Here is an 11,960-nt window from a genome sequence, read left to right on the forward strand (position 1 = left end):
CAATCTCTTCAACATTCTTTTTATTTAATGTAGGTTGTATTCTTATTGAGTTATCTTTTTGTCTGATAAATTTCGCTTCTCTTTGCAATTCAAAATCGTAACCTAATAATTGTGATTCAATTAATTTATTAATAGTTTGAACACTCATTGTAACCATATAAGCAGCATTTCCAACTACCGTTGCATTCGTAAAAGTTATTGGGAAATCAAAATCTTCACGTTTAATACTTTCACTGTAAGTATGAGCACTCTTAGCTTCTACATTTGTAAAGTATTTTTCTGGATTTATTTCTAATACTCCACTTTTCATAAACACTTGTTCTGTAATTAAAAATAATTCTCGAACCTCTAATTTAGGTAATTTTTCTTCTGGATTATTAATTATTTCTTGTACAGTTCCAGCCATAACATCATGTTTTTCAGCTAAATATAATTTAATATCATTAATATCCGATCGTTTTCTTCTAATTTTTTGTATAGTATCAACAAGATGTTGTTCTAACTCTTTTCTATCTCTCATTACTAACACCTCTCATTATTTAATTGTATATTGACTAAAATTAAAGTTTATACGATATAAACTATAGTGTAAACAGTTTAGTTTAATTTTCGGTAAGTATCTCATTAAGCTTCATATTAATCCTCATTCTCTCTGCAGGTTCCAAACTTTCAATTGCTTCTAATAATTGTTCATGTGAAGTCTTCTTATATAAATCTTGATCGTAGTCTTTTTGAATCGAAAACATTCCTTGTATTCCATAGTCAACACCTTGAATATAACGCTGTGTTGTAACAATAGAGGAATGATTCAATGCTTTCCTTGTGTATTCAATATCCTTTGTAAACTCAAATAAAAAGCTGGCTCCAGTTTTTCTCCACGAATGAAATACTAAGTTTCTTTCCTTAGGAAAATTAAAATGTTTAATGATATCATTCATCAAGTTATGAAATGTTTTGCTGGAGATATTAAACACCTTTTTTATACCATCTTCTTTTATTTCTAATAATTCTTCATAAAACCATTTTGCAATTCTTGGTTTAAAATCTTTGTTACCTTTAGCGATAATATGAATAATTACACTATCTTCTCGTACCTCAAAATTATTCCATTCTACAGTTAAACATTCTTCCAATCTGGCTCTAGTCTCAACTGCGAATCTAATCAGATGATATTGCACCATTCTTTTTTTCATTCTTGGTTTATTCTTTATATAGTCTAATATTTGATAAACTTCCTCGACACTAAATATTCCATATGAGTTGTCTGTAACCTTTAAACTTTTAATGTCACTAAACATACTAATATCATGAACCAATTTTTTTCGTTCAAATCTTTTATAAAGTTCTCTTAGTGGAGCGAGTTTTCTGTTGATTGTACTGTTTGCATATTTATTTAAACCCACTAAGTACAATTGATAGTCCTCAATATCATCTTGAGAAAGTTGAATATCTTCTAGAGTTAGGTATTGTATTTCTTTCTTCCCCTTAGTTAAATAATCAAAAAATTGTCTAATATCCCTCTCGTATTCTTGTCTTGTGTTTTTACTTTCACTTATTAAAAACTTTTTATCCAAGAATCTTTGAATTTCATCATATACTTTCATATTATCTAATTTAACTACTTTATTTGCGGCTTCCACAGTAAGCATCCCTTTTGTTTTTTTAATAATTTAATTTCAATTCTATTTCTAACATGTTAACAATACTTTTCATTTCTCTATATGCCTTTTCAATATCTCTGTGGTTCATCTTTTTAATATTCCGTTTAAAGTATCCAAATAAATCATTTAACATTCTCATCATCCTCTTATAAGTTAATTATACTATATTTATATCCATATAACTATTATTTAAGTCCTATATAAATTTATTTTTTTATTTCATTTATAGTTTACCAAACGTTCCAATTATTAGTCAACAATATATTGGATTCATTTATTAATTTTATATTGAATTTTTTAATTAATTTTCAATTGAAACGGAAGTTTTATTACATAACTTACCACTGGCATATCAACAGACTCATAAAATGGATTATGTTACAATAGTTCAGAGGTGTTCTATAATGTTTGTATCACCAATGTTACTACACAAAATTGATGAACCTTTCAATGATTCAGAGTGGATATCGGAATTTTAATTATCAAGACCTAAATCGTAAAAAGTCATACAAAATAAGGGATGATACATATTAGTCATGACTAATATGTATCATCCCTTTTACTTTTTTATTTCGCAATAGCTTCCTTTAATGGAGTCACTAAATTTGATCTCAGTCTTAAAATTAATTAATTTTTCTTAAACTAAACCACCCGTTAGCCATCCATGAAGCGCAAAAATCGGCGCTTCACCACAGAGAATGAAAATGGGTAGGAAGTGTCAATACTGTTACTGACCTTAATCCAGTCACCCCTAATCCATAGGCTTATTAATTAACGCTCTCCTCTTTTTTTTAACGATTGAGTAGGGTCTTCTTTAATATTGTCATTTTTCTATTCTTGAAGAAACTTATTTTCATGGTAGTTAAAGAAGGTGTAGTAATTAAGAGGCAATTTTTTCACCAAAATCGGATGAATCAATAAATTTAAAGTATGGTAGGATTATTCCCAATAGAGAGATGGTACAAATGACACCACCAATCAAAAAGTACATTGGACGTATACCCCAAAACTCACCTAAATAGCTACCAACGAATACCCCTAAAGGCATAGCACCTCTGATTATGAAGAGTCGAACTGAAGAAACCTTACCCATTAAGTGGTTTGGCACTGCTTGTTGAAAGATCGTAATATTTTGCACACTGAAAAATGCCATCGCTATTCCAGCAATCATTTCAGTGAAAATCGCAAAAATGAGACTGTAATTAAAGCCTAATGAGATAAATGTTAGACCACCAATTACTAACGCTCCTAACATAATGACCCTACGGCTATTATATTTTACTTTCCCAACCAACATTGAACCGATAACATACCCCAATGGAAAACTTGCCATAAAATAGCCATATTCTGAATAGCTTCCTGATAACTCTCCCGTTATATAAGGAAGAGTGATTACCATTGTTACTCCCACACCAAACTGTACAAAAGCCAAAAAGATGCCTAACCAAACAATAATTGGTTGCTTGAAGAAATAGGATATACCCTCTGCAAATTGTTCCAGCCAAGTCTTGCGTACATCCCAAGTTGTTTTTTTCTCTTTTATTACTAGCAATAGAGAACCACTTAAAATGAGAACCGTACTAACAAATATTAATGTAGGCTTAACACCCATGTACTCTATAACAAAACCACCTAAAATTGGAGCAAGGAATGTCATTAATCTGACTGTTCCATCAATATAAGCATTTGCAGAGCCTAATTGGTCTTTTGTAACAACAGTCGGCGTAATAGCTTGATTAGCAGGTGTATAGATGGGAGTTATCAACCCGACTATTATTTGAACTGCATATATGTGCCAGGGTTCAAGTCTCCCCATCATTAATGCAACAAGTGGTATCAGAAAAATTAATCCTCTAGCCCATTGAGAAAATATCATAATCCACTTTCGACTCCATTTATCAATAAACGGACCAATAAACAATTGCAGGATAAGAGATGGTAAAAAATATAATAACCACATGCTTCCCAATGCCATTGTTGAATTCGTCAGCTGATATACGAGGATTGAGTTGCAAAAGGTACCAAAAGCACCTCCTAATTCAGACACGCCGTTACCAACCCACAAATATATAAATGATTTGTTCTTTAAAAGGTTATTCCCCATCCCCATACCCCTTTTTTATCACTTATTTAAGAAATGGCTTAATTCTTTTGCTATAAGTTCAATTGCTTTATTTTTTAGTGAATACTTTGATTCGTTGATTTCCACTAATTTAGCTGCTCTAAGAATCTTAAGATGATGGTGAATGGTTGATTTGCCAATGTCTAATTGGTTCGTAATCTCCTGTAATGTTCGATCTTCTTCGAACAATAATTTGACGATTCGTAATCGAGCCTCATCGCCTAATGCCTTGTATTTAAGTACAAGGAAGTTGTTGGGTGCGTATCTATCATCAGGAGATATACTTTCACTTGCTATGGGATAATAAAATACTTTTGTCCCCTCAATATCCGCTTCAATATTCCATGGTCGATAAATATACTGTGGAATTAATAAAACATTGTTCATGGTGGGTTCTGGCAAATATGTAACACCTCCTGTTGCCCATTCAACCAGTTCCTCTGGAGTCATTTTTTTTGACATCTCTTTTTTTGTTTCATAATCAGTTCGTAAGATTGTATTAAGTTTCTTCAAATCTTTCTGTATAACATCTTCATACCATCCTCTCATGACACTAATCAGATGTTTTTTCAGATTGTCAGTGTTTGAATGACTAATGAATTCAATATACCGAGGAAAAAAAGGATTGCCGCTTGTTAATATCTTCATTTCATCGATAGCTGAATCCTCACCTAGTGCAGCCTTTTGTCTTATAACTTGAAACTCCATTCCAATATAAGGTAAACAAACAAATTTCAAATCATTATCAGGTAGATCTTGTATGTATGATGTAAACTCTGATAGGTTAGAAAATTTCTCTTTATGTAACAGTTGAAGCAATGCTTTCCAGGTATTATTTCTTTCTACATAATCTAAATGTTTTAGTAAATCATTTGGTAAAGAACTCTTTATGCCTTGCCGTATTAATAAGTGGGGTATTGGTAATTGCAGCTATCCCCAAAGCACATTCCCATAAAACCGAGTAATCAAGCTGGATCTTGTAAGTTTCTCTCTTCCTACTTGTAAGCCTTAAAACTTCCATATTCAACACCTCATTCTCCTTAAATTACCACTTACTTATATTCTGAATATATCGAATCTAAAATTCAATATTTTTAGAATATATTTTTTCTACATTAACAAAACATATGAAAATAACCCATCCTAAAGTAGAATGGGTTTTCATATAACTCTCTCGGTATTATTTTAGTCCTCTTTTTGTTTATTCCTTCTTCCAAAAACCTGCCCTACTTGTTTAATAAAGAATTAAATAAAATGAGCGAAAATCCTTCCTGGACTTGAGAGCATTACCATCGTCTCATCATTTTGAGCAGGGTACTGACTCCATAACTCTCTATCATACATTTCCGTGTGATAGTCATACCATAACCATAATAATTGAGCTTTTTCATATGAATCATCTTGACTCCACTCATAAATATACTCCTGTTTAAAATTCAATTCCTTACCTCTTTTCTAATCAAAGGATCATTTTATTTAGAATTTATGTAATGATATTGACCAATAGAGTGGTAAGTATCTTCCGTTTAAAAATTTTTGCTGTTCATCTTTAAATACACCTTGAACTCCTGTAGTGTCCCAATTAAATTTCTCGAAAAGTTGATTTAATGCTTCAATTGCTAATGTATTACTATTTGATATTAACTCATCAATCCCCACATTAATTACGTATTGTGACGTTTCTTCAATATTAGAAATATAATCTCGGAATAGAGGTCTTGCTACATCGTAAAAGAATAGTTTTCTTCCCTTAATATCGTGGCACTCTATACTAACATTTATTTCTTCTCCTAAACTTTTATGTTGCGCTAGCCTAGATGCAAATTCAAATATCTCAGTATATAAATAAAGAGTGCTTATTATTTCTAATCCCTTTCCATTTACTCTTCTACTAAATTGTTCCTCCATGTGTTCTTCGCTCATAGATTTATAGTATATAAATTGACCACTCTTATAAAGTCTTAATAATTCTTTATATTGACCAAAGTTTTCAATTGCTTGAACATATTGATTCCCATTTTCAAGCTCTGCTATATGAGGGAAATCCCAACCTCTTAAACTAAGTTTATTTTCTTGCAACAACTTTTGACATTTAACCAATGTGCCAATTCTATTTTCTTCATATGAAGTTGGTCTTATTATGATCTTCCAATAACCTTTTTGTTTGATTTGATTAATCAAATCATTATTTTCAATTCCCTCCAATTCATTTAAATATTTTTCTTTTGAGGCATCACTATCTGCTAATTGTAAGCCGGAATCTCTAACTCGAATATAAAATTGTTTAATCCCTTTGTTTATTGCTATATCTATCAGCTCTCTCATTTCTGATTGACTTCTGATAATAGCTGATTCAGGTTTAGTTTTTGATCTTGAAAATATTGCGCCTTACCTTGTTCACCACTCTTTTTGCATACTATAGGTACCTCATCAAACTCAGGAACACGTATTAATACGAAGTACTTACCATCTTGTTCAATTGGATGCAATTGAAAAGAAATCGGTGGATCGGCGAATTTATTAACTTCAACTACAATATGATCATAGTTTAATTTTTCATAATGCTCATATTCCATACCAGTAAGTTTTTCCAATCCCTGTTTTCATCATCAATTCCTATTATTAGATATCCACCGTCTTTAGTATTACTCATTGCTAATATACATTTAACAATCTTTGCTTTGTGTTGAGGATCTTTCCAATCATAACTTCTTTTAAACTCAATATTCCTAGTTTCCCCACCCGCTTCTAATAGCTCCAACATCTTTTCATACATAAGATCAACTCCAAATACTTACTATAATTCTCATAATTATTTTACTATTTCTTTCTATTAAAGACTATAAATTAAATGGTTGATAGTAATTTTTTTTTATAACTCCCATCTTCATTTCTATCTTCTTTGCATTTTGAACAATAGAAATAACGAGTAAGCCATTCATATGTCCATTTCAGTTTTGTTCCACACTTTTTACATTTGATTTCTGAATGAACTGAAACCCACAAATACTTCACTCTCCTTTAAAGTTAAACTAAAATTGATAATTTACTTGAATCTATCCATGAAAAATTTATACTTATTTTGTAATTTTTGATATTTTCACTTCCCTTTTCCTCGAATTTCCATATATTATATAAGTAGTTTCTAGTTATACTTTAAGAAATTTTGTTATTAAGGAGAGTTATAATGAAAACATCTGTACCTTGCCCAAATTGTCAAAAAGCAATAACGCTTGATGACTTTGAGGATTTTTCATCACCTTTTACCATGAAGTGCCCGTACTGCAAAGCCAAATTAAAAGAAACAAAAGTGACACCAATTCTATTAATTGGTTTGATAGCAATAATTCCTTTATTTATTTACTTAACTGAGATATTAATATCTCTTCTTTCTGGTATAATACCTGTTATTGAAAAAATACCTCTCAGTATTGTATTTATTGGTCTGCTATATCCTTTATACGCCCTGTATGAGCGATTTAATGGACTTATTATGTTTAATAAAGGCAATTTACAATTAAAGAAGCGTCAGTAATAAGCGTGATATTCTCACGCTTTTCTGTTTTAAAGCCTTTTCATCTACTGCTAATAAAACTAATCTTTTAATTCAATATTTCTGTTAGAATAATATCCTCATTTTCAAGAGAAATGTTAAATAAGCCTTTTGTAATGTTTTCAGCTTCAATCAACACACTGTCTCCGACTCTACTCAAAAATGTTAGGTATAATTCTTTATTCTCTTCGATATTTTTCATTACATATGTTCTAGGTAATCTAAAGTTTTCCGGTACACTTTGTATATTAGAAATCGTATGTCCCATTGTAATAACTTCTTTTGTTCCATCTTTCTTTACCATTACCACTTCATAATCCAATTCTTTCCCATCATCCATGATATTTCCTCCTACGTTTTTAGTCTTTTAATATACTTTTAAACCAATTTGCAATGCTATTACCAAGTGGATAACAAACTAAGAATCCAAATATCACATAAAATAACATCTCTAAAGGACTCCATAATTTCCCTAAACATATACTTACAATCAATAAAACAATAACAGTTATGTACCCTAGTAACAGATACCCGAAGTCTCTAAGTTGTTCTTTAGTTTCTTTAGGTAATTTCATTAAAATACCTCCTTAGATCATAATTTAATTAACAATATAAAACTTCTTCAACAAGTTTGTTATGATTTTTATCATAGATAATCTTATACATAAAACTAAATCCATTAAACCTGTACTTAACAATGCCTTTAATTTCTCCGTCTGCAGTTTTATAAACCTTCACAGTATCATTAGAGAATTTCATGAATAAATAACCTCTTCTGTTTGTAATTTAACTTATTTAAATTAATTTCCTCGTCATGTCTTGGCATTCTCCTATCCCTATTCACAACACAATTCTTTTCACTACATTTTATTCCGTTTGTGCTAAATGATAAAACATGTTCTCTTGCCCCTTCGCATATGATATGCTTTTCAAAACCATCTTCTGTATACAATTCTTCCCCTTGCATTGCAGCCTTTAGTTTTAACATTATGCATCCAACTCCTTATCTAAATTTCTTCCCTAATAATGCTTCATGATCTCTCAACATAATTTTTAAACTATCTTGCACATTATCTAAAGTTCTTTTATCTCCAATAATTTCCCCGTTATGTTCAATGTGGAAAAGTAAATTAGCAATTTTCCTTCCATTTAAATCAATAAATTCCTTTGACATATGAATCCTCCATACAAAAGTTCTGTTTTATTTATAATTCCTCTTCTACAATTTGCTTTTTTATTAAATATTCAAAGAAAATGTCGGCTAATTCTTCAGTTTCCTCTCTAGTTGGTACTAATCCTCGTTTAGGAAGTTCTTCAAATAAGAAATCAGCAATTTCATCTGTATCTAAGGTTACTTCAATTTCTTTCATATTCACACCTTCTCATTAATTTAATTGTTTTTCTTTAACAGTATTAAATTTCTTAACCGGAACAGGTAGTTCATTTAATTCTTTTACTAACTTATTAAATAATTTCTTTTTCTTGTTATCTATTGCTTCATCGATACGTTTTAATAATTGTTCCCTTTGAAATGTAGCAAGACAATAATCTAGAAAATCTTTAGCAGCTCCGGAATCTGGACTTTCATCCTCCTCTTTCATAAATGGGTTTTCTTCTAATATTCTAATATACTTAGAATTTGTATGCTTACGATTAAAATTTAATTTTATGTAAAAATCTTCATCTCTGTATAATCTTAGATCATTGAAAGCTTTTTCTGCATCAATTGTTTCTGATTTATTTTTAAAAAATTTAAAAGGAATAGTATCAACACAATGACAAGACATAAGCATGGCACGTTGACATCCTTCTATATCATCTACAAAATGCAATTTCTCAATCAGATCATCTTGTTTCATAATATATTCTAATATCCATTTAGACTCTCTTCTTTTCAATTGATAATGATTTAAAAAATATCTTATAAAGTCCTTTTTCTCATTTACAGTAACCATTTTCTTTTCTCCCCTTTTCAAGTAAAATTATGATTTTAACTTGATTAATTTAATTTAAAACTAACCGTTGGTAATTTTATAATATAAGTCTGCTTCTTTTTTAGCTAATGGTCTTTCTGTTGACACAATGAATCCCCAGTTTTGAATGATATCTAATTCCTCATCCGATAATGTAATAGTAATTTTATTATCACCCTTTAATTCAACGAATACTTTTCCACCACATCCATAGCATTTTTCATTCGTATATTGCTTTCTTTCACATTTTACACAACTGTAGTTATGTGGTTTTAATTTAAACAATTCTACTCCTCCTCATGAATTCATGTTTTCATTTAATGTAATACCAATTCATCCACAAATGACCTATCAATTTCCCATTCATTTGTATAGTTTTTATCTTTTCTTTGTAGACGAGCAACATTTTGGTTAGTCTTATTAATTGCATTATGTAAATGATCCACGTTCAACGTCTTCATCATAGAATTCAGTCTTTCTTGTTCACTCTTAATAATCCTCCTTGATGTTTTTCACCAATTCCTCTAACTCTTTTAATCTCTTACTTGCCATTCACATTTTCATCTCCCCTTTTATATAAATATAGACGGACAATTATATTTAAGTACCTTAACCTCATCTGTTTATTTTATTATATTAATTTAATTTTATATTGTAAAGAGAAATGTTTAGTTTTTTGCAAATTTATTCAACTTAATTAAATTCGTATACAAGCTTGATTGTACTACATAAAGGTGTGCTTTCTTTTTGCTACTGTTTCTTTGGCACAAGTAAAGAAAAAGTAGACTTGTAATAGTAGGCTTTGGGCTATTACAAGTGTTCCATTCCAAAGCCATGCTTTGTGGTTATTGAGTTCCCGCTGGTGCATGTAAAAGAACAGCTACTAATACAATGGTCTATGGTCACATGGAGAACACACTCCTCATAGATTGGGTGTGCTAGTGATAGTACACATGATACCAGCAGACATACGATCATAATTAACGTCTGCATTTGATGCCCTTTCACTAATGGTAGGTAAATGGTTGACAGGCCAAGTACCAGTGAAAGGACACTACAAATATTTATTGCAAGATCCAAAAGCGATTCTTGCAACTCTCCGTTCTGAATATAAACTTCCCGGCTCTGTCAGAAACGAAGGCAAAATTATTGTACCATCAAATATTGGTATTCGTCCAGACCAAGCAGTGATCTCTGTTTACAATAAAGAAAAGAACATGGAAGTACCTTATGTTGGTGAAGTTGGATTATTACGTAACCCTGCTGTTGTATATGGTGAAGGCGCATTTGTTGAAGCTGTGTATGATGAAGCATATGCGAAAAACTTTAATTAAAGAAACCACATAATAAAATATGGTTTCTTCTTCATTTTTAAAATATACTATTTATTTTCATATACCAAGTACGGAGAATACACTGTAACACCCGTAGTTACACTATTATATGTAAGGACACCTTCTAACCTAGCTCCGTATTTTCCCCTGAAAATTGGTGGAACTAAATTTCCACTCATTTTAGTAATTTTATATCTACCACTGTTTAATCCTGTAGATAGATGTGTAACACTTAATTCTCCTACAAATCCATTCCCTCTATATGGTGGATTAACAACCACTTTCCAATTGATTCTTTTAGGATTGTAACTCATCCAAACATCCACATATCCTACATTGTTAGCAGTCGCTGCTTGTGTTGTCACACCCTGTTTCAAAGTATCATTTGCTACATCGGGTTTAACAATAGGTATACGAATGCCATCTTGAATATCACTAATATCTGTAGTATTCTCTGCAGCATGAGACATTACTGGTAATATCGACAGTGTTAATGCCAAAGTAAAGAGTAGTGATATTTTTTTGAAAACTTTCTTCATTTCTTACATCTCCTTTAAAATGTTTGTTATTTATGATAAATAATTTATCATCGCATTTTGATATACTTATCAACTAAAAAATTAGACATAAGATTTGATAAATAGTAGACTAATAGTTAAATATAGGAAATTGAAACTAAATAAATAGACATATCACCATACAAAATAAAAGTTACTATTTCTAAATATATGTATATTTAGGAATAATTTTACATTATTTCCACATTTGTGTATAGTGTTATTTGAAAAATTTTCAAGAAAGGATAAATTTTATGCAGGATATTGAATTAATTGAGAACATTGAGCGATTAAAAAATAAATACAAAATGTCAGAGGATTTAATTGATAGTATTATCTACAATCACAATGGATATCACCCTATTGCAATTAGCTCTCTTTTGGTAAATATAGATAATATTGATGAAGATGATAGAATGTTGGATATTATCGATACGATGCACAGAAATTTAAGGATAAGCTATGAAACAATGGCTGCATTTGGAAACTTAAGTCTAGAAGAATTTAAAGAATTTATTAAAAATCCAAGCACATTAAACGAACAGAAAAAATATAAGTTTGCCATTAGATTGATGTTTTTACACTTTGTTTTTAAAGAAAAGTATTTAATTGATACGAATAAACTCTAGCTCAAATGATCAACCGATACTTATTTTAAAATATAGTCTTCTAAAAATAAGTATCGGCAACTTTATCACTATTCATTTTATAAAGGTATTATGTATTTATTATAAAACTCACTTTTTATTATATGTATAAT

19 protein-coding genes and 1 pseudogene are annotated in these 11,960 nt (G+C 30.3%); 3 read left to right on the plus strand and 17 right to left on the minus strand.

The window, feature by feature from the left end; all coding sequences use genetic code 11:
* The 8 genes and pseudogenes from CWO92_RS24250 to CWO92_RS24285 all read right to left on the minus strand — a co-directional run.
* Positions 1–520: hypothetical protein (locus tag CWO92_RS24250; RefSeq protein WP_133120614.1), on the minus strand; the 520-nt coding region annotated here is incomplete at its 3' end.
* Between the two features lie 82 nt (positions 521–602).
* Complete coding sequence (locus tag CWO92_RS24255) at positions 603–1,640, minus strand: tyrosine-type recombinase/integrase (protein WP_165786774.1); 1,038 nt, start codon at positions 1,638–1,640, stop codon at positions 603–605.
* A gap of 901 nt (positions 1,641–2,541) precedes the next feature.
* Positions 2,542–3,765 carry an MFS transporter gene (locus CWO92_RS24260; RefSeq protein ID WP_101356756.1) on the minus strand — a complete coding sequence of 408 codons (1,224 nt, stop codon included), beginning with the start codon at positions 3,763–3,765 and terminating at the stop codon, positions 2,542–2,544.
* Positions 3,766–3,783: 18 nt separating this feature from the next.
* Positions 3,784–4,804, minus strand: a pseudogene (locus CWO92_RS24265) (ArsR/SmtB family transcription factor).
* Positions 4,805–5,028: 224 nt separating this feature from the next.
* A complete protein-coding gene (locus CWO92_RS24270) occupies positions 5,029–5,223 on the minus strand; it encodes a hypothetical protein (protein ID WP_101356757.1) in 195 nt (64 codons plus the stop codon).
* A 36-nt stretch (positions 5,224–5,259) separates the two neighbouring features.
* Entirely contained in the window at positions 5,260–6,108 is an 849-nt protein-coding gene (locus CWO92_RS24275) for a hypothetical protein (RefSeq protein WP_101356758.1), read from the minus strand.
* Complete coding sequence (locus CWO92_RS24280; RefSeq protein ID WP_101356759.1) at positions 6,105–6,359, minus strand: hypothetical protein; 255 nt, start codon at positions 6,357–6,359, stop codon at positions 6,105–6,107. Before CWO92_RS24280 ends, CWO92_RS24275 begins: the two co-directional genes overlap by 4 nt.
* Positions 6,332–6,559: an AlbA family DNA-binding domain-containing protein gene (locus CWO92_RS24285; protein ID WP_101356760.1), complete on the minus strand. Its 228-nt coding sequence runs from the start codon at positions 6,557–6,559 to the stop codon at positions 6,332–6,334. Before CWO92_RS24285 ends, CWO92_RS24280 begins: the two co-directional genes overlap by 28 nt.
* A gap of 411 nt (positions 6,560–6,970) precedes the next feature.
* Between CWO92_RS24285 and CWO92_RS24290 the strand changes: the two genes are divergently transcribed.
* Positions 6,971–7,318, plus strand: a complete 348-nt coding sequence (locus CWO92_RS24290) for a YcnL family membrane protein (protein ID WP_101356761.1) — start codon at positions 6,971–6,973, stop codon at positions 7,316–7,318.
* A gap of 67 nt (positions 7,319–7,385) precedes the next feature.
* Here the strand turns inward: CWO92_RS24290 and CWO92_RS24295 are convergent, their stop codons facing one another.
* From CWO92_RS24295 to CWO92_RS25715, 8 genes are all read right to left on the minus strand, one after another.
* A complete protein-coding gene (locus CWO92_RS24295; protein ID WP_101356762.1) occupies positions 7,386–7,676 on the minus strand; it encodes a hypothetical protein in 291 nt (96 codons plus the stop codon).
* Positions 7,677–7,695: 19 nt separating this feature from the next.
* Positions 7,696–7,911: a hypothetical protein gene (locus CWO92_RS24300; protein ID WP_101356763.1), complete on the minus strand. Its 216-nt coding sequence runs from the start codon at positions 7,909–7,911 to the stop codon at positions 7,696–7,698.
* Positions 7,912–8,081: 170 nt separating this feature from the next.
* Positions 8,082–8,324 (minus strand): hypothetical protein, encoded by a 243-nt coding sequence (locus CWO92_RS24305; RefSeq protein ID WP_101356764.1) that lies wholly within the window; start codon positions 8,322–8,324, stop codon positions 8,082–8,084.
* Between the two features lie 15 nt (positions 8,325–8,339).
* Positions 8,340–8,510, minus strand: coding sequence for a hypothetical protein (locus CWO92_RS25710; protein ID WP_165786773.1), 171 nt, complete (start codon positions 8,508–8,510; stop codon positions 8,340–8,342).
* Positions 8,511–8,541: 31 nt separating this feature from the next.
* Positions 8,542–8,706 (minus strand): YozD family protein, encoded by a 165-nt coding sequence (locus CWO92_RS24310; protein ID WP_101356765.1) that lies wholly within the window; start codon positions 8,704–8,706, stop codon positions 8,542–8,544.
* A 15-nt stretch (positions 8,707–8,721) separates the two neighbouring features.
* A complete protein-coding gene (locus tag CWO92_RS24315) occupies positions 8,722–9,291 on the minus strand; it encodes a ReoY family proteolytic degradation factor (protein ID WP_101356766.1) in 570 nt (189 codons plus the stop codon).
* 60 nt (positions 9,292–9,351) lie between these two features.
* Positions 9,352–9,594 carry a hypothetical protein gene (locus CWO92_RS24320; protein WP_101356767.1) on the minus strand — a complete coding sequence of 81 codons (243 nt, stop codon included), beginning with the start codon at positions 9,592–9,594 and terminating at the stop codon, positions 9,352–9,354.
* Positions 9,595–9,626: 32 nt separating this feature from the next.
* The gene (locus tag CWO92_RS25715; RefSeq protein ID WP_165786776.1) at positions 9,627–9,773 is read right to left on the minus strand and encodes a hypothetical protein; all 147 of its coding nucleotides are present in this window, start codon (positions 9,771–9,773) and stop codon (positions 9,627–9,629) included.
* A gap of 561 nt (positions 9,774–10,334) precedes the next feature.
* On the opposite strand from CWO92_RS25715, the gene CWO92_RS24325 reads away from it, so the two are divergent.
* Entirely contained in the window at positions 10,335–10,643 is a 309-nt protein-coding gene (locus CWO92_RS24325; RefSeq protein ID WP_101356768.1) for a hypothetical protein, read from the plus strand.
* 47 nt (positions 10,644–10,690) lie between these two features.
* On the opposite strand, the gene CWO92_RS24330 is transcribed toward CWO92_RS24325, so the two are convergent.
* Positions 10,691–11,182, minus strand: a complete 492-nt coding sequence (locus tag CWO92_RS24330) for a hypothetical protein (RefSeq protein WP_101356769.1) — start codon at positions 11,180–11,182, stop codon at positions 10,691–10,693.
* Positions 11,183–11,454: 272 nt separating this feature from the next.
* On the opposite strand from CWO92_RS24330, the gene CWO92_RS24335 reads away from it, so the two are divergent.
* The gene (locus CWO92_RS24335) at positions 11,455–11,829 is read left to right on the plus strand and encodes an HTH domain-containing protein (RefSeq protein ID WP_101356770.1); all 375 of its coding nucleotides are present in this window, start codon (positions 11,455–11,457) and stop codon (positions 11,827–11,829) included.
* Positions 11,830–11,960 lie beyond the last annotated feature (131 nt).

Source organism: Heyndrickxia camelliae (assembly GCF_002844575.1).
GTDB lineage: Bacteria > Bacillota > Bacilli > Bacillales > Bacillaceae_C > Margalitia > Margalitia camelliae.